General features: G+C 52.0%; 20 protein-coding genes. All 20 read left to right on the top strand.

Annotation, left to right across the window (positions count from 1 at the left end; all coding sequences use genetic code 11):
• The first annotated feature begins 82 nt into the window (after positions 1-82).
• The 20 genes from arsM to BUA14_RS27155 all read left to right on the top strand — a co-directional run bounded on the left by arsM (position 83) and on the right by BUA14_RS27155 (position 18,253).
• The gene (gene arsM, locus BUA14_RS04355; RefSeq protein WP_072771448.1) at positions 83-1,057 is read left to right on the top strand and encodes an arsenosugar biosynthesis arsenite methyltransferase ArsM; all 975 of its coding nucleotides are present in this window, start codon (positions 83-85) and stop codon (positions 1,055-1,057) included.
• A gap of 78 nt (positions 1,058-1,135) precedes the next feature.
• Complete coding sequence (locus tag BUA14_RS04350; protein ID WP_072771447.1) at positions 1,136-1,981, top strand: MIP/aquaporin family protein; 846 nt, start codon at positions 1,136-1,138, stop codon at positions 1,979-1,981.
• Between the two features lie 103 nt (positions 1,982-2,084).
• Positions 2,085-3,176, top strand: coding sequence for a GTP-binding protein (locus BUA14_RS04345; RefSeq protein ID WP_072771446.1), 1,092 nt, complete (start codon positions 2,085-2,087; stop codon positions 3,174-3,176).
• 231 nt (positions 3,177-3,407) lie between these two features.
• Positions 3,408-4,397 carry a radical SAM protein gene (locus tag BUA14_RS04340; RefSeq protein WP_143153426.1) on the top strand — a complete coding sequence of 330 codons (990 nt, stop codon included), beginning with the start codon at positions 3,408-3,410 and terminating at the stop codon, positions 4,395-4,397.
• An 18-nt stretch (positions 4,398-4,415) separates the two neighbouring features.
• Entirely contained in the window at positions 4,416-4,685 is a 270-nt protein-coding gene (locus BUA14_RS04335) for a hypothetical protein (RefSeq protein WP_242954544.1), read from the top strand.
• 51 nt (positions 4,686-4,736) lie between these two features.
• Positions 4,737-5,681, top strand: a complete 945-nt coding sequence (locus tag BUA14_RS04330; protein ID WP_072771444.1) for a hypothetical protein — start codon at positions 4,737-4,739, stop codon at positions 5,679-5,681.
• Between the two features lie 36 nt (positions 5,682-5,717).
• Positions 5,718-5,921 carry a hypothetical protein gene (locus BUA14_RS27405; protein WP_143153425.1) on the top strand — a complete coding sequence of 68 codons (204 nt, stop codon included), beginning with the start codon at positions 5,718-5,720 and terminating at the stop codon, positions 5,919-5,921.
• 16 nt (positions 5,922-5,937) lie between these two features.
• Positions 5,938-7,239, top strand: coding sequence for an amidohydrolase (locus tag BUA14_RS04325; protein ID WP_072771443.1), 1,302 nt, complete (start codon positions 5,938-5,940; stop codon positions 7,237-7,239).
• A 50-nt stretch (positions 7,240-7,289) separates the two neighbouring features.
• Entirely contained in the window at positions 7,290-8,312 is a 1,023-nt protein-coding gene (locus BUA14_RS04320) for an ABC transporter permease (RefSeq protein ID WP_072771442.1), read from the top strand.
• On the top strand, positions 8,306-9,088 hold the full coding sequence (locus tag BUA14_RS04315) for an ABC transporter ATP-binding protein (RefSeq protein ID WP_072771441.1): 783 nt from the start codon (positions 8,306-8,308) through the stop codon (positions 9,086-9,088). The genes BUA14_RS04320 and BUA14_RS04315 overlap by 7 nt, the downstream gene beginning before the upstream one ends.
• Positions 9,089-9,107: 19 nt before the next feature.
• Positions 9,108-10,142: an ABC transporter substrate-binding protein gene (locus BUA14_RS04310; RefSeq protein WP_072771440.1), complete on the top strand. Its 1,035-nt coding sequence runs from the start codon at positions 9,108-9,110 to the stop codon at positions 10,140-10,142.
• Between the two features lie 13 nt (positions 10,143-10,155).
• Positions 10,156-10,599: a DUF4418 family protein gene (locus BUA14_RS04305; RefSeq protein ID WP_072771439.1), complete on the top strand. Its 444-nt coding sequence runs from the start codon at positions 10,156-10,158 to the stop codon at positions 10,597-10,599.
• A complete protein-coding gene (locus BUA14_RS04300) occupies positions 10,599-11,804 on the top strand; it encodes an ABC transporter permease (RefSeq protein WP_242954543.1) in 1,206 nt (401 codons plus the stop codon). Before BUA14_RS04305 ends, BUA14_RS04300 begins: the two co-directional genes overlap by 1 nt.
• 74 nt (positions 11,805-11,878) lie before the next feature.
• Complete coding sequence (locus tag BUA14_RS04295; RefSeq protein ID WP_072771437.1) at positions 11,879-12,535, top strand: ABC transporter ATP-binding protein; 657 nt, start codon at positions 11,879-11,881, stop codon at positions 12,533-12,535.
• Positions 12,536-12,613: 78 nt separating this feature from the next.
• Complete coding sequence (locus BUA14_RS04290; protein WP_005809059.1) at positions 12,614-12,946, top strand: arsenosugar biosynthesis-associated peroxidase-like protein; 333 nt, start codon at positions 12,614-12,616, stop codon at positions 12,944-12,946.
• 51 nt (positions 12,947-12,997) lie between these two features.
• On the top strand, positions 12,998-14,014 hold the full coding sequence (arsS, locus tag BUA14_RS04285; RefSeq protein ID WP_072771436.1) for an arsenosugar biosynthesis radical SAM (seleno)protein ArsS: 1,017 nt from the start codon (positions 12,998-13,000) through the stop codon (positions 14,012-14,014).
• Between the two features lie 54 nt (positions 14,015-14,068).
• Entirely contained in the window at positions 14,069-15,061 is a 993-nt protein-coding gene (locus BUA14_RS04280) for a radical SAM protein (RefSeq protein ID WP_072771435.1), read from the top strand.
• Between the two features lie 55 nt (positions 15,062-15,116).
• Positions 15,117-16,112, top strand: coding sequence for a radical SAM protein (locus BUA14_RS04275; protein ID WP_072771434.1), 996 nt, complete (start codon positions 15,117-15,119; stop codon positions 16,110-16,112).
• Positions 16,113-16,181: 69 nt separating this feature from the next.
• Positions 16,182-17,318 (top strand): ABC transporter substrate-binding protein, encoded by a 1,137-nt coding sequence (locus BUA14_RS04270; RefSeq protein WP_178371625.1) that lies wholly within the window; start codon positions 16,182-16,184, stop codon positions 17,316-17,318.
• A gap of 53 nt (positions 17,319-17,371) precedes the next feature.
• A complete protein-coding gene (locus BUA14_RS27155; protein ID WP_084078415.1) occupies positions 17,372-18,253 on the top strand; it encodes an ABC transporter ATP-binding protein in 882 nt (293 codons plus the stop codon).
• Positions 18,254-18,260: the final 7 nt, after the last annotated feature.

The following is an 18,260-nucleotide window of genomic DNA, read 5'->3' as shown; positions in this document are numbered from 1 at the left end:
CCCGGAGCCGGTGTACAGTTTTGATGCGCTGTAACCCACTGTGCTGTACTGAAATGAGACAAAGAAAGAAGGCAGGAAAACCATGAGTTACTTAAAGATCACTCACGAATTATACAAAGAGGCGGCATTGACACCCCAGGCCTCCCTATGCTGCATCTCACAACCCAGCCGTTATCTTCCCGGGCTGACTGTACCTACGGCTATGAGCGAGATGAATTATGGCTGCGGCACCACGGTTCATTTGGGGGAGCTCAAGCCTCAGGACACCATTCTCTACGTCGGTGTAGGGGGCGGTATGGAGGCTCTGGAATTTGCTTATTTTACCCGCCGGGCCGCCTCGGTCATCGCCGTGGACCGAGTGCCGGAAATGTTGGCCAAAGCCCGTTCTAACTTTAAGCTTGCCGAGGAAGCCAACAGCTGGTTTCAATCCGCTTTTATTGACTTACGGGAAGGGGATGCCCTTGATCTTCCTGTAGCGGATGAAAGTGTGAATGTGGCTGCCCAAAACTGCCTCTTTAATATTTTTGAGGGAGATGACCTGAACCGGGCTCTCCGGGAAATGCACAGGGCTTTAAAGCCGGGGGGACGGCTTTATATATCCGATCCAATTGCCGCGCAGCCCATACCGGAGCACTTGCGGCGCAACGAACGTCTCCGGGCCATGTGCTTATCCGGGGCGCTGAGTTATGAGGACTATCTGCAGCAAATCAGCGGGGCGGGGTTTGGCACCATTGAAATCAGAGCCCGCAGGCCCTACCGGCTTTTAGATAAAGAGCGTTATTCCTTAACCGAAAATATCCTGCTGGAATCCCTGGAATTGGTTGCCTATAAACAACCGGTGCCTGAGGGAGGAGCCCGTATTTTTGCCGGGGAAACAATCATCTATTTCGGCAAAGAGCGGCTATGGGATGACGAAGGCAGCATTGTGCCGAGGGATATTCCCCACCCGGTGTGTCAGAAAACAGCCGCTTACTTTCGGCAGTTAGATCGGCCGGATGTGGTGGTGACCGCTCCTACTTATCATTATGGCGGTTCAGGAGGTGGTTGCTGCTGCTGATAGAACATGGATGCCGCTTGGTCAATTGTCTATGGTCAATTGTCTATAAGGTTAAATAACAACGAGGGAGTTTTGCCAATGAAATATCAACGTGATTTTCTCGGTGAACTATTGGGTACGTTTTTGTTAGTCCTGTTCGGGTGCGGTTCAGTAGCCGTATCGGTCTTATTCAATTCCCATATCGGCTTATTGCAAATTGGGATCATATGGGGGATCGGCGTCAGCTTAGCTATTTATGCCACCCGTCATTTATCCTGCGCACACCTCAACCCTGCAGTCACCCTGGCCATGGTGGCCACGAAAAGAATGACGGTCAAGAAATTGCCTGTCTATCTGATGGGTCAATTTTTAGGCGCTTTTTGTGCCGGGCTGCTTATCTATGTTCTTTTTAATCCTTCCATCGTTGCTTTGGAAAGCGCCCAGCAGATTGTCCGCGGTACACCTGAATCCATGTCGATAGCGAAAATGTTTGGAGAATATTATCAACTGCCCGGGAGCGCTGCGGTTGTCTCCATGCCCCTGGCCATCGGTGCTGAAATTGTCGGTACATTTTTACTGGTCTTGATGATCTTTTCCCTGACGGAAGGATGCAATCTGGGGAGACCGGACAACAACCTAGCTCCGCTGTTTATCGGTTTGACGGTAACCTCAGTTCTTTGTTTGATTGCTCCTTTGACTCAGGCCGGCTTGAACCCGGCCCGGGATTTCGGTCCCCGTCTTGTGGCGTGGATTTTCGGCTGGGGTGCTGCTGCTTTTCCCGATCAATCCGGCGGATTTTTCTTTGTCTATATTCTGGCACCTGTGCTTGGCGGGCTGGCAGCCGGACTCCTCTTTACGTGGGTGCTGGAACCTTTGATGAGAAAGACCGAAAGCCAATGCTGTGAAGAAGAATTAGCGGAGAGGGTAAGCCCAAGCCTCAATTAGTTCAACTGGATAAAGAGTCAGTAACTGGATAACGAATCAGCAATATCAAAATTATCTTGAATCGTGAAAAAGATGACAAGTATAAACGGAAAGAAGGATGCGTATGAAAACCAAGCTGATTTTAGTCGGCGGATTTTTAGGTGCGGGAAAAACAACACTTCTCGGAGAGTTAGCCCGCCAGCTTAGTCAAAAAGGCAGGAAAGTCGGGCTTATTACCAATGATCAGGCTTCCGAACTGGTGGATACCGTTTATCTGGAGCAAACCGGCACTGAAGTGTCGGAGGTGAGCGGCAGCTGCTTTTGCTGCAATTTTCCGGGTTTTATCGAAGCGATTGACCATGTCAATGCCCATAAACCAGCCGACATTATTATCGCCGAGCCGGTGGGCAGCTGCACTGATCTTTCGGCAACCATTCTGCAGCCGTTAAAAGAAAAATTTGCGGATAAACTCAGTGTTGCCCCCCTTACCGTGCTTGTGGACCCACGGCAGCTGACGGATATTCTGGACGGCAGGACGGCAGGACTTCACCCCAGTGCCGCTTATATTCTGCGCAAACAGCTTGGGGAAGCGGATTTGATCCTGATCAACAAGACGGACTTGTTAACCCCGCTGGCGGTGGAGATCCTGAAGAAGCGCACGGCGGAGGAGTGGCCGCTGGCTTCCGTATACGCCATCAGCGCCAAAACAGGAGAGGGTTTGGCAGCCTGGCTCCATGAGGCCCAGCAGCGCACCGGGGCCGGGACCCATCTGGCGGAAGTGGATTACGATACTTACGCAGAGGGAGAAGCGGTTTTGGGTTGGTTGAATGCCACCATCGAGTTGCAGAGCCAAGGGGCAGATTGGGATACTTTTGGCAGGAACCTGCTGAATTCCCTGCGCAGCCGTTTTGGCAGCCTCAATGCAGCTATTGGCCATGTGAAATTGCTGATTGCCACGGACAAAGGTTATGTCATCGGCAATATCACCGGCGCGAAAGATTCCCTGGATATCCGTGAATCCGCCGGCACCGGACAGAAGGCTCAATTGACCTTGAACGCCCGGGTTCAGATGGAACCGGATATACTGGAGGGGATTGTGAAAGAAGAGATTGCTAAGGCCCAGGCAGATAAGATCACCGCCACTATTGCCGTTTTGAAATGCCTGAAACCGGGACGCCCTAATCCCACCTACAGATATGGGACAATCGTAGGCTAATAAAGCAAGGCATGCTTTGTATCATTGCCGGGAGGTGAACGGTTTGTATAAGTATTTGGTAAGTCTCCGCAAGCAAAAAAATGCCAAAGGGATGTTATGTCAAAGAAATTCCAATTTCCATGAAGCAAACAAGCCCGGTTCCAGACAGAATTCAGGTGTGAAAAATTTTGAGCCGCAGCAGAAAGTTCTTCGGGTTATTAATTAATTTGGATAATTTGGAGGAAATTTAGGTTGAAGCAAAAGCTTGGTGAAATTATTAAAAAAGCTCTTGAAGGCGGAGAAATTACGGCGGAAGAATTAAAAGAACTGCTCATGGTCCCTTCCTTAGCGGAGGAAGCTTATCTGCTTTGCGCCGCTTCCCGCAAAATGGTGGAAAGGGCGTCCCAGAGTAAGGCTGAGGTGCATGGTCAGGTAGGAATTGACTGCGGACCCTGCCCGAAGAACTGTGCATTTTGTTCTTTTGCAGCCAGGAATCAGGTTTTTCCTGAAGCCATTGTGCGGACAGCGGAAGACATTGTCTCCAGGTGTTTAAGCCTGGAGAAAGAAGGGGCTAATGCTATTTTCCTGATGGCTACAGCACGGTATGCTTTTGCGGATTATTTGAAGATTGCCCGTGAAGTCAAAAGGGAGCTGAAGCCGGAAACTCCTTTGATTGCCAATATCGACGATTTCGGAGATGAGGAAGCCCAGGCTCTGAAAAAAACAGGTTTTCAGGGAATTTACCATGTGATGCACATGGGAGAAGGCCGGGAGACGGAGATCGAGCCAAGGATCAGACTGAAAACCATAACTGCAGCGCTTAAAGCAGGGTTGGAAATCGGGACGGCGGTGGAACCCATCGGGCCGGAGCATTCTCTGGATGAAATCATTGAAAAAACCATGCTGATTCGGGCAATGAAGCCCGCCCACGCCGGAGTAGGGCGGCGTATAAAGATTCCCGGCTCTTCCTTGGCCGTTCACGGTCAGTTTAACGCGGCGCAAATAGCTTCTGTGCAGGCTGCTGTAATTTTGGCATTGGGATATGAGGTCAAAGGGCACTGCGGGGAGCATGGGATAGGTGCCATGGCCGGGGTCAATCTGGCTTTTGCCGAGGCTGGCTCAAACCCCCGTGATACGGAGGTCAATACTGTAAAAGGTGATAATGTCGGGATACGCCGGGCAGAACTCCGGGAAGCCGGCTGGGAGATCCATGAAGGACCATCGGTTATTTTCCAACAGTAGGGAGTTGGTATTCCCGCTATGGTCATGGGGCTGGCACCGATCTTTATCCTACATGGCATAATTAAGCCGACACGGTTAGGGTTTCACTTGAGTTTTTGGATTGGCATCGCCCTCGGTGTTGCCTTTACGGTAGGTATAATTCCCCAACATTTGGGAATTGGGACCGGTGAAAATGCTCTTTTGCTTGCAGTAAACCTCTATGGCCTTATTCTGTGCACCTTGGGGTATGTTCTTCCCGGCCTGATTGCTTCCATAAGCAAAACGAAGGAAAGGGAACTGGGCTTGTGAGACTATGAAGCTGCCGGGGCTTGGGGCGAAGGGAAGGAGCGTGACTGAGCAATGATCGTGGCGGGAAGAAGCTGTCCAACCGATTATACCCTGACGCCGCAGCTTTTCGAAGCGGAGCCCTGGGGCCGGTGGGATACCCTTTACGTGGCCGGAGGGATATACGGCAATCCGGAGGCGTTGAAGGCCCTTGCGCTTTTGGTTGCCGGAGAGAGGGCTTCCCTGGTGGTATGCAACGGTGATATGCACTGGTTTGACAAAACCGCTCAGGATTTTATCCATACGGAGGGGCTGGCCAAAGACTACCTTAAGCTGCTCGGCAATGTGGAGGCAGAACTCAGGCGGGAAAGGGATATCGGCGCAGGCTGCGGGTGCGCTTATCCGGACTGCGTCTCCCAGGAGGCGGTAGACCGCTCCAATCTCATTCATCAGGAATTGAAAGAGGCATTTAGGTCTTTGCCTGGAGGGAAGGGGCTGCTGGGAAACCGTCCCGGTGTCGCCATCGTTGAAGTAGGGAAGGAAAAGGTGGCAATTTCCCACGGCGATGAGCAGTCTCTGGCGGGATGGCAGTGCTCTCGTGGATCCCTTATGGAAACCGGGCGCCAAGCCGAACTTGCCGGTTGGATGTCCGGGCAGGGGATAAGGGTGCTGGCCACAACCCATACCTGCGCACCCGCCGCTTTGGCCTGGGAGCATGGAGCGGTCATCAATAACGGTGCGGCGGGTATGCCGAACTTCAAGGGGCAGCTTTGCGGCTTAGTCACCCGGATTGCAGTCTCGCCCCATCAGGACGCGTTGTACCGCGGTAAAGCCGGGAAACTTTTCGTCGAAGCATTGCCCCTTTGCTACGATCATGAGGCATTCATTAAATGGTTTGATCGCTTATGGCCCCAGGGAAGCCCTGCTGAGGTTTCTTACCGGGAGCGCATTGTCAAAAGCACTGAAGATGAGGTTGAAGACGCTCTTTTGGGTGGATTTCTCAGGTGTAATCATAAATAATTTAATTCCCCAATCGTCTCAAAATGAAAAATATGTGTGAAATTAGAAAAAGTTCGACAAAACGAAAAAACAAGCAATGGCTTATTAGCGGGCTTTTTATCCATTACAAAGACTTGGCATGAAAAATGCAATGTAAAATCAAGCGTAAGACAAGGAGATGAATTTTATTTCTTAATGGCCATGATGACAAAGAAAATAATGGTAAGACAAATGAACAAAGACACAACTCTGGACCCATGAAGAGGAGGGGAGAAGCTTGACGAACTATTTGATTCGGGGAATGGTCCTGCCCATGACCGGTGCGGAGGATTTTTATCCCGACGGCGAAGTCGCCGTCCACGGGGACCGTATTGCGGCTGTAGGAGAAAGAGGAGCCGTTGCCGGGGACTTCAGGCCGGACAGGATAATCGACTTGCCCCAGCACGTGATCATGCCGGGTCTTATCAATACCCACACCCATGCAGCCATGACCTTGCTGCGCGGGTATGCCGATGATCTGCCCCTTATGCCCTGGCTGGAAAAAAAGGTCTGGCCCTATGAAGCCAGAATGTCGGCGGCGGATATTTACTGGGGGAGTGCCCTGGCGCTCTGCGAGATGCTGAAATCCGGCACGACCACCATGGTGGATATGTATATGAGTCAGGATGAAACGGCCAGGGCGGTTCTGGAAGCCGGGACAAGGGCTTTGCTGGCCAGGGGCGCCATTGTTCCCGATCCGGAAACCGGCAGGAAAGCCATTGAAGAAAGCACTGCTCTTTACCATAAGTTTCATAATCAGGGGAATGGGAGGATCAAAGTTCTTTTCGGGCCCCACGCTCCTTATACCTGCACGGGGGAATTCCTGCGGGAAGTGAAGCAGGAAGCGGACAGGCTGGGGACCGGGATGCATATTCATCTCGCGGAAACTCAAACGGAACTGGCAACTATCCGTGAAAGATATGGAACAACTCCGGTCAGATGGCTGGAAAGTCTGGGCTTTTTCGGCGGACATGTGATCGCGGCCCATGGTGTGCATCTTGATGAAGAGGAGATTGGGCTGCTGGCTCAATACCGGGTTGGGGTCGCCCACAATCCCGAGAGCAACATGAAGCTAAGCAGCGGCACGGCCCCCATACCCCGGCTGCTGGCGGCGGGAGTCGCTGTAGGTCTGGGGACGGACGGCGCTTCCAGCAACAACGATCTGGACATGTTCGGCGAGATGCGCTCCGCTGCTTTCCAGCAGAAACTGGTCGGCTCACCGGAAGATCTCAAAGCTTACACCGTTTTGGAAATGGCGACAGCCGGCGGAGCCAGGGTTGTGGGAATCCCGGAAATCGGGAAGCTTGTACCCGGATATAAAGCCGATTTGATTGCCGTTAATATGAATCAGCCGCATTTCTATCCCCGGTTCTCCATTCTTTCTCACTTGGTGTATTGTGCCGGCGGCCGGGATGTCAGCACGGCCATGGTTGACGGCAGGATTCTGATGGAAGACCGTTGCCTGCTGACCCTGGATGAACAAAGAATCTGCCGGGAAGTGGAACAAAGGGCGAAAAGAATTGCGGCGGAGGTCCAGTAATCACCAGGTGCCACTGCAAATTTTAATTGGGAAGGAGCTGATCAATTCCAGTGGCTATAACAGAGAGTGATCGAAACTATCTTTTGCAAAAATCCAAGCAGGCAGAGGCAAAACCTACGGTAACTTTGCCTCAGATTCTCCAGATGCTCGCCCCGGCCGGAGCGCTTCTGGCGGCCTTGGTCCTGCACCTGACCCTGCCCAATGTCTATCCCAAGGGCTACCAATCCGTGACCTATCCCGCCTTCTTAAAAACCTGCCTGGGGATTTATGTGATTTTGGGGTTGGCTTCCTTTTTGCTTCCGAAGCTGCGGGCTAAAATGCTGTATTTGTCCTGGCTCTTGACGGCGGCCATTTTGCTGGTGGCGGCACTGGATATGGCCACCCTGAAAACGGGGCGTTTCCGCCTGCCTTTTGTGCCCAGCCCGGACAAAATTCTGAGTTCTGTAACCACTAACCTGGAGACCCTGGCGGTGAGCTTTTATTTTTCCATGAAACTCTTATTTACGGGAATTGTGATCGGCATTATCAGCGGCATGATTTCAGGCATTCTGCTGGGCTGGAGCCAGATCTGCAATTATTGGTTCATGCCGGTTTTGAAAATGATCGGGCCGGTTCCTTCGGCGGCCTGGCTGCCCATCGTCATGGTGCTCTTTGCCACCAGCCGCCAAGCCAGCGTTTTCCTGATTGTTTTAAGCATTTGGTTTCCTTTGACCCTCATGGTCAGTTCGGCGATCCGCGATACGGATAAACGGCTGGTCGAGACAGCCCGGGTTTTGGGTGCCAGCGAAGTTTACATTATGCTCCATGTGGCGCTCCCTGCCGCCTTGCCGGCTATGTTCACCGGTTTGTTCATGGGGTTAAGCTCTTCCTTCGGAGCCTTGATTATTGCTGAAATGCTTGGGGTGGAAGCAGGGCTGGGATGGTATATCAAATGGGCTGAGGCCTGGGGTGAATATGCCAAGATATTCAGCACGGTGGGACTATTCATTATTCTTTTCTTTATCCTGATGGATACCCTTTTCAGAATACGCAACCGCCTGCTGAAATGGCAGAAAGGGACTGTGAGATGGTAGGGGAACGTCATTTGCTGGCTGACAAGATTACGCGCATTTACCATGACGGAGACAACAAGCAGGTTCATGCTCTGGATCAATTTAATCTGGAAATCACCCGTGGGGAGATCGTGGCGCTGGTGGGACCCAGCGGCTGCGGCAAATCCACCTTCCTGCGCCTGGTGGCAGGATTGGATCACCCCCAGGACGGGATATTGAGCTATAACGGGGAGGTGGTTGCCAGCCCTCATTATGACCGGGGGTTCGTGTTTCAGGACACTAATCTCTTTCCCTGGTTATCGGTTTACGACAATATCGCTTTCGGTCTCAAGGCCCGCAGGGTGTTTAAGCAGGAGCAGGCTAAAGTACAGGAATATATCGAACTGATGGGCTTGCAGGGCTTCGAAAAAGCTTATCCCCACCAGATCTCCGGGGGCATGGCCAGCCGTACTTCTCTGGCCCGCACCTTTATTCAGGACCCGGGGTTGATCCTGCTGGATGAACCCCTGAGCGCTCTTGATGCGTTCACCCGCATGGCGATTCAAGATGAAATTATTAAGATATGGCAACGGGATCAACCCATTATCATTCTGGTAACTCATGATATTGAGGAGGCTGTGTACTTAAGCGACCGTGTGGTTATCCTATCCTCCCGACCCGGTAAGGTTATCGGGGAAGTGACCATCGGCCTCCAACATCCCCGGGACAGAACATCTTCTGAGTTTGTCCGCTTGCGCAGGGAAATCATGGCTATTCTGGAATGTTGCAATACAAATCAAACCATAAAAAACAAGTAAAAATTGGAGGAGAGTTAAATTGAAAAGAAACAGTATGAGTTTGCTTTTGGTCCTGCTGCTGGCAGCGGCTTTGGTCCTGACCGGCTGTGGCACGGGCGGAAACGCCACCCCGGCTAACACAACCCCGGCTGACAACACCCCGCAGACCGGTGAAAACAGCGATTTAATACCGGCAGTGGTCGGTTATTGGGGCGGCACCTGCGAATCACCGATTTTTGTGGCTTACGAAAAAGGATTTTTTAAGGAAGCCGGCCTTGATGTTAAATTATTGAAAATTACTGGTGATGTGGCGGTTTTGATGGCCAATGACGAATTGGATGCTTTTGAACTGACTCCTGATAAATTTAAACCCATGGAACAGGGCTTGGAATTAATGATTATCGATTCCCTGCACAAAGGATGTATTCAGGGAGCGGCTGCCCCGGAAAGCGGCATTCAAAGTGTAGCCGATCTGGAAGGGAAAAAAGTGGCGGCTGCCATTGGCGGTATCGCCCAGATTCAAATCGCTTCGGAAATGGTGAAACTGGGGAAAGACCCAAAAAAGGTGACCTGGCTTTCTTACCCCAATGCTCAAATGGAGCAGGCGCTGGATCAAGGAGAAGTGGATGCTTTTGCCACTTACGATCCTTTCCCGGAAATGGCCGTTCAGAATGGAAAAACCAAATTTTATTCCAATACCTTTGATCCGGGCCTGAAGGATACTCTCTGCTGCTTTATCGGCATGAACAAGCGAACCCTGGACGCTAATCCCGAGATCGGCCAACGTATGTCACAAGCCTTTACCAAAGCTTGCGAATATCTGGAAGAAAAACCTGATGAAGCCGCTCAAATGGTCATGGATAAAGGCTATATTGCCGGTGACGCTGATTTGAACGCCCAATTGATCAAAGATTATACCTGGATTGCCGGGGACAAGAAGACAGTGGACGACAGCTTCAGAGAAATTTGGCACCAGATTGCCAGAGCCGGAGCCTTGGAAAAGGCACCTGCCGACTTGGATGCTTATATTGATGAGCTCTACGTCCAGATGGTCTCCTTCATGGGAGAACAATAGTTGTCAGAAAGAGGTGTATCCTTTGTCATCAAAACTATGGCAGATCCTCGCCGGTTTTGCCACCGCCCTTTCGCTTATCTTATTGGCCGGTATGTTTGTCTTTCCTCCTTGCAGCGGATTAATCGAAACGGCTGCCGGTGGCAGTGTGCCCATGAAATGCCATTGGACCTTCCGGGCGGAAATCCCGATTGCTGTTCTTTTGATCTTAGCAGCTGCCGGACAGTTTTTTCTGAAGGAACCTAAGCTCCGCCGTTTATCTTCGCTCTTGATCATAGCCTTAGGGGCTGCCGGCATTGCCATCACGACGGATGCAGTCATCGGTATCTGTATGAAGGCAGAGATGGCCTGCCATACCACAGCTTTGTTCTGCAGAATCGTTTATGGCCTCCTGATCCTTGCCGCCGGTATTCAACTGCTGAACGCTGACAATGGACGGCGGCATAAAAGGGAGTTCTGATGATGAGAAAACTTATTCTCCACAGCCTGAGCAAGCGCAGGGTGCAGTCCCTCTCGACCATGCTGTCGGTGACAGTCAGCGTGGCGGTGCTTTTGGCCCTTTTTCTTGTCTACTACGGGGTTACGGAAGGCATCGCAACCAGCAAACAGCGTTTGGGGGCCGACATTCTGGTGATCCCTGCTCAGGCGGAAACCATGCTTACGGATACGGATCTGCTGTTTACGGGAGCCCCGGCGGTGATTTATATGACTGAAGATGTTGCTGGGCAGGTGGCAGAAATCGCTGGGGTAGTCCGGGTGACGCCGCAATTTTTTGGCCAGACCCTGAATGAAAGCTGCTGCTCTTCCACCGGCGAGGTGCGTTTGATCGGCTTTGACCCTGAGAGCGATTGGGTTATCCAGCCCTGGACCGATCAGCTGATCGGCCGTAAGCTGGCTGCCGACGAGATCATTATCGGCAGCAATGTGGGCGGGTTTGAGGTTGCTTCCGCCAATATTCTCGGCAATCCCGTCCAAGTGGCGGCCCGCCTGGACTTTACCGGGACCAACATGGACCAGTCGATTCTCATGGATATAGATACCGTGCGGGCTTTTTCGAAAAATATTGCCGGATATGACCATTTTTGGGCAAGGTATGGAGAACCGGAAACCCTGGTTTCCGCCCTGCTGGTCCAGGTGGAAGAAGGCCAGTCGGCCACGGTGGCTTATCAGATCTCCCGTTTGGGAAAGTTTAAGGTGATTGAGCAGAGCAGTGTCTTTAAAGAAATCCAGGGTCAGATGCAGGTGGTCTTTCTGATTATGCTGGGCTGCGGTGTTTTATTGGTTCTGGCTTCTATCCTCCAGCTTTTTGGACGTTTTTTGTCCATGGCCTGGGACCGCAAAAGTGAACTGGGACTCTACAGGGCTTTGGGGGCTACGAAACAGGACCTGCGCAGGCTGATTGCCGGCGAAGCGCTGCTGCTTACCGGGAGCGGCATCCTGCTTGGCTTAGCTGCAGGCGGGGGATTGTACCGGCTGGTCTTGAATCTGCTGCAAACCCAAAGCACGTTTCCTTTTCGTGTCCCCGGCGGCCCGGCCGTGGCGGCAGGAGTTTTCGGACTGGTATGCCTGTTCAGCCTGATCAGTTTCAGCGCGGTCAGCGTGCCCCTGGGGCAGGTAGGAAAGATCGATCCGTCCCTGGCTATCCAGCGCGGTGACATTGATTGACGTCCAGGGATGGACTAATACCGCGGTGCCATGGATGGCCAGGAGCGGTGAAGTAGGAGCAAAGGAGTTCAGATATGTTGCTTTCAGCGAAAAATATCGGCAAGACTTATGGTGAAGAAGTGATTTTGCAGGGAATTTCCCTGGAACTTGATGCGGGACAATCTCTGGCGGTCACCGGGCCCTCCGGCAGCGGTAAATCCACGCTGCTGTCCCTGCTGGGACTGATGCTGAGCCCTACAGTCGGTGAGATATGGTATAAAAACGAAAGCCTTGGCAAACTGGCGGAAGACCGCAAGGACCGTTTGCGCAATCAGGAATTTGGGTTCATTTTTCAAAGCGCCAATCTGATCGGCTCTTTAACCGTTCTCGACAATGTGCTGGTTCCTGCGTATCTGGCCAAAAATACGCAAATGAAAGAGAAGGCCGTTGAACTTTTGCAGGAATTTGAACTGGGGCACCGGCTCGATTATTACCCGAGCGAGCTGAGTGTCGGGCAGAAAAGGCGGGTGGCGATTGCCCGGGCTTTGCTCCTTGATCCGGCAGTGGTGTTTGCCGATGAACCCACCAACGACCTTGATCCTCAATTATGCTCCTGGGTAGGTGATTATTTATTTGGTTTACCGGCTCAAGGCTGCGCTTTGGTGGTTGTCACCCATGATCTGGAGCTGGCTGCCCGGGCGGATAAAGTTGTTGCCATTGCCGGCAGTCATTTGCGGTTGCAAGGTGGGTGAAGCGGCCTTTGCCGAGCTTTGAGAGCATTGTTTTGGGTCTTTTGGACAAGAAAAAAACTGTGAGAGGAGAAATAGTTGATGGATACCTATTACAATCCTGCCGATCTGGCCAAATTTGCCACTATGGGTGAGGAGGCGCCGGACCTTTGGCAGAAATTCATGGCCTATTACGGTTCGGTATTTGAGGAAGGTGCCCTGAGCCCGCGGGAAAAAGCCTTGATTGCTTTGGCAGTGGCCACCGCCGTTCAATGTCCCTATTGCATCGAGGCTTATACCCAGAGCTCCTTGGAAAAGGGCGCCAATGAGGAGCAGATGACGGAAGCGATCCATGTGGCCTGTGCCATACGCGGCGGGGCGTCTCTTGTACACGGCGTCCAGATGAAAAATATCGTCAAGAAAATCGGCTTCTAGGTCTGACAATTTCGGAGTTATCAGCGTTTCTGAAGGGAAAGAGAAAGGGGTGTGGGCTTGTTGCAGGTAACAGCACCAAACAGCGATTCCCAACTGGAATCTTTAAATAGTTTGAAAATCAAATCTTTTACGGAGAGATTAGAAGAAGCCGGCGTGCTTCCTTTAAAAAGCAAAGAGACGATTCAGACCATGCAGATGAACGTGGGCAAGATCTGTAATTTAAGCTGCAAGCATTGCCATGTGGAAGCGGGGCCTTTGCGGACGGAATCCATGTCCCAGGCTGTTATGGCCCAAGGTTTACAGGTCATGGCGGACCATGGGATCAAGACCTTGGATATTACCGGCGGCGCGCCGGAATTAAATCCTAATTTTCCCTGGCTGATTCAGGAAGCGAAAAAGCTGAACCGTCAGGTGATGACGAGAACCAATCTGACGGTACTGGACGATGAAAAATATGGGTGGATGCCGGAATTTTACGCGGAGCATCAGGTGGAAGTTGTTTCCTCTCTGCCTTATTATACCGAGAAAGATGCTGACCGCATGCGGGGGAACGGGGTTTTCCAGTCTTCGATCAAACTACTGAAAAAGTTGAATGAACTGGGGTATGGCCGGGAGGGCAGCAGTTTAAAGCTGAACCTTGTCTATAATCCGGGGGGCGCTTTTCTGCCGGCTGCCCAGCAGGGGATCGAGGCCGACTATCGCCGGGTTCTGCTGGATCAGCATGGCATTACCTTTGATAGTTTGTTTGCCATCGGGAATTTCCCAGTGGGGCGGTTTTTAACTTTCCTGAGGAATTCAGGCAACCTCCAGCGCTACATGGAACAGCTGGCTGGGGCCTTTAATCCGTCCACTGTCCAAAATGTTATGTGCCGGGACATGGTTTCCCTCAGTTGGGACGGTTATCTTTATGATTGTGATTTTAATCAAATGCTGGGGCTGCCTGATTCCCCGCAGCATATCTCCACTTGTCGGAAAGAAGATCTCTGTCAGCGGGAAATCGCGGTTCATAACCACTGTTATGCCTGCACTGCCGGCAGCGGTTCAAGCTGCGGCGGGTCCGTCGTGTGAAATGGAATGTGAGTAGCATCAAAATAAAAAAGAGCAAATAATTTGGAGGAAAAAATGGACAAAACTATTCGTCAAATCGTGGATAAAGCCCTGGGTGGCGGAGAACTCAACGCTTCCGAATTGAGAGCGCTGTTTGCCGTTCCTTACCTGTCTGAAGAATCCTATTTAATCCAATATGCTTCTCGCAAAATGAGCGATGACGCCTGCAAGGGCAAAGCGGAAGTCCATGCCCAGGTAGGATTGAACTCCGGTTCCTGTCCCAGGGACTGTCAGTTTTGCTCTTTTGCGGCCATGAATAAGGTTTTTACCAGCTCTAAAGTACGTCCTCTGGAAGAAATTATTGAAAGCTGCCTGAACTTTGAAGCCGGTGGTGCCAATGCCATTTATCTGATGGCCACCGCTACCTATAAATTTGAAGATTTCCTGAAGGTAGGCAGGGAAGTGAAGAACGCTTTAAAAACAGAAGTTCCCCTGATTGCCAATGTGGGGGATTTCGATGAGGATGAAGCCAAGGCTTTGAAAAAGAGCGGCTTTGCCGGAATCTACCACGCCGTACGCTTAGGGGAAGGAGTTATTACAAAAATTGATCCCCAAAAAAGACTGCAGACGGTAAGCCTGGCCGCCAAGGCAGGTTTAAGGGTTGGGACCTGTCTGGAGCCGGTGGGACCGGAGCATACCCTGGAGGAACTGGTGGAAAAGACCCTCATCACCCGGGATATGAAACCGGCTTACAGCGGTGCCGGACGCAGGGTTAACATTCCGGGTTCGCCCCTGGCGGCCCATGGCTCTTTATCCTACGCTCAAATGGCGCTTATTCTGGCGGCGGTCCGTCTGGCCATAGGTTACGATGTTGTGGGAAACTGCACCCATGAACCCAATAAGATCGGAGCTATGGCCGGAGCCAGCCTGCTTTGGGCCGAGGTGGGTTCCAATCCCCGGGATACCAGCGAAAGTACGGTGCGCGGCTGGACCGTGAAAAATACCCAGGAAGTGCTGACAGAGGCCGGGTGGGAGATTTTAGAGGGACCTTCCATGATGTACAGGTGATGAGGAGAGTGACTTAGGAAGGCTATCCGGCAAGGAAATAAGAGGAGGAAAAAGCTTGGATAAAAAAATCGATCAGATTATTCGTAAAGCCATGGACGGCGGAGAAATCAATGAGGAGGAACTCCTGGGATTGCTTTCCGTTCATTATTTGTCCGAAGAATCATTCATGATCCGCTATGCTTCCCGCAAGATGAGTGAGGCTGCTTCCGGGGGGAAGGCGGAAGTCCATGCTCAGGTAGGGATTGATAATGGTCCCTGTCCCAAAAACTGCGGATTCTGTTCCTTCGCCGCTGTCAACAAAGTTTTTCCTCAGCCGATGGTGCGCTCATTAGAGGAAGTGATTGCCAGCTGTCTGACCCTGGAAGCGGACGGCGCCAATGCTGTTTATCTGATGGAAACGGCCAAGTACCCCTTTGCGGACTTTATCCGGATGGCCAAGGAGGTCAAGGCGGCCTTGAAGCCGGAGACCACGTTTATCGCCAATACGGATGATTTTGATGATGACGGAGCACGGGCTTTGAAAAAAGCCGGATTTCATGGCATTTACCATGTAGTACATATGGGCGAGGGAACGACCACGGCTATTCATCCCCGGACCAGGCTGAAGACCATTGCCGCAGCCCAAAAAACCGGTTTGCTGATAGGAACTGCCGTTGAGCCCATCGGGCCGGAGCATACCAAAGAGGAGATTATAGAAAAAACCATGCTCATCAGAGAAATACGGCCTGTACATGCCGGCGCGGGAGGCCGGGTGCATATATCCGGTTCAGTCCTGGAAGATCATGGCGTATTAACAAGTGCCCAAACCTCTCTTATCATTGCAGCCGTAAAGCTGGCCGTAGGCTACCGGGTGAGAGGACATTGCGGTGGGCTCGAAATCGGGGCTATGACCGGTGTTAACCTGACCTGGGCGGAAGTCGGCTCCAATCCGCGGGATACGGAGACCAATACAGTCAAAGGCTCCACTGTCAAACTGCGTCAGGATGAATTGCGGGAAGCCGGCTGGGAGGTCCTGGAGGGGCCGTCGGCCATGTTCGGAACTACGGCATGACGTCGGTTAATATCAGGGTGGAACACAGCAATGGGTAGCTATTATGAAAATATGAAAGGGGGAAAAATCATGGAAAAAAATATGTCCAGACGCAGATTTCTCGGGGTAGTGGGCACGGCCTCCGTTGCAGCCGCGTTTGCCATGGGATCGTTGAGTGGGTGCAACGCGAACAACACCACGCCGGTACTCGGCCCAGGCGCCGAAGCGCCTGCTTTCAAAAGCGAAGGGAAAGGCCAGCGTTTGGTATGCGGCGTCACCGGCAAACTAATCAAGATCGCTCCCGCCATCATCGCCGACAAGCTCGGTTATTTCCAGGAAGAGGGCTGCAACGTCGAATTCCAGACCATCGCCTTGGCCGACGCCATGGCCTCCATGAGTGTCAACCGGCTGGACATCGACCTGTTCGGTGTCGTCCCCGCCTGCACATACATATCCCAAGGAACTGGAATCTATATTTTTGGAGGAACCATTCTTAACGGCAGCGAGATACTGTCTCACACTTCTTTCAACAGACCCCTCAAGACCGCCGACGACTTTCGTGATCTCAATATCGCCTGCAGCCGCGAGGAAACCGGCCAAATGTTTCTCAAAAATCATCTGCAGAAAAACGGCCTTGAGCTCAACAAGGATGTTGAATTTGTATACGTCGACAACTCCACGACCGCCATGGAGGGCTTGCGCTCCGGCCAGCACGACTTATGGATCACCAACAACGCCATGGGCTTTTCTCTGGGCATCGACGACCTTAAAGTCGCAGGTACCGTCGTAGACGTGACGGGTAATTATCCCTGCTGCCGCCAAAACTGTTCCGTCGATGCCTATAACACTAAATACCTGTCCCTGGTCGATTTTGAAGTTGCGCTCCTGCGTGGATATGACTACTATCTGAACAACAAAGACGCAGTCATCCCCATGCTCTGCGAATACTCGAGTCAGGAAGCTGATTACGTCGAAGCCGCCATGTACGGAACGGCGACGTATCGCAATGTCATGAACTTATCGCCCGACCCGTATTGCAACGCCGTGAAGGAATTTTATGACGCTTTGCAGGAACTCGGAGAGATCGATCCCGAGACCCCGTACAGCATCGACGAATACGCCGTCTCCGACATCTACCGCCAAGCGCTCGACATTATGCTGGAGCGTGAACCCAACAACGAGACATACAAAACCCTTGATCAGAATTTCGCAGCGCACAACCTGTAAAAACACGGGAAAGCGCAGCCGGCGTGTTCTCTGGCAAAGAAGGAAGTGATAACATGGGCGAACTGGTGTTGGACAACGTATGCTTTGCCTATGAAGATGATAACATCCCCAAACACCTGCGTAAACGACATCGGGAGCAAGGTTTCACCGATGACGAATTAGTTCTCAAACATCTGAATCTCATCGTTCGTGACGGCGAATTCTTATGTCTCGTGGGCCACTCCGGTTGCGGGAAGACAACGCTGCTTCAGAATCTGGCCGGGCTTCTTCGCCCGGTCGCGGGCACGATAGCTATTGACAATAAGCCCCTCAACAGGCCTGGACTTGATCGCGCCGTCGTCTTCCAGAACTATGCCTTGTTCCCATGGCTGACAGCGCTTAAGAATGTCGAATTCGGGGTCAGGCAGGCCTCTGTTGAACTGGGCAGAAACCTGAGCAAACAGCAGATACGGGACATATCCCAAGAGTACCTTGTCAAGGTCAACATGGAAAAGGCTCAGGACCTGCACCCTTACCAGCTTTCCGGCGGCATGCAGCAGCGCGTCGCTATTGCCCGGGCTTTGGCTATGGATGCCGAGATACTGCTGTTCGACGAGCCTTTCGGCGCTCTGGACGTAAAAACGCGCCGCGAACTCCAGGCGATCATGGAAAACCTCTGGATCCGGGAGGAGATTCGTAAAACGGCGGTTTTCATCACCCATGATATCGATGAGGCAATTTTTCTGGCTGACCGAATTATCTTCATGACCAATGGAGTCTTTCACCAAAGCTTCGAGGTTGGCGCGGAGCGTCCGCGCGATCCTGAGACCTACCCCGGCTCCCCAGAGTACAAAAGAATCAAGGCTGATCTGTTAGAACTGTTTTATAACGCTAAAGAGGCTTCGCATGAGCCTATGGAGTGCGAACAAGTATGGGAAAGTGGTGTCGGACGATGAGACACGT

This window comes from Desulfitobacterium chlororespirans DSM 11544 (assembly GCF_900143285.1).
GTDB classification, from domain to species: domain Bacteria; phylum Bacillota; class Desulfitobacteriia; order Desulfitobacteriales; family Desulfitobacteriaceae; genus Desulfitobacterium; species Desulfitobacterium chlororespirans.
Note: the sequence above shows the minus strand (reverse complement) of the source record. Positions and strands in the feature narration are given on the sequence as shown.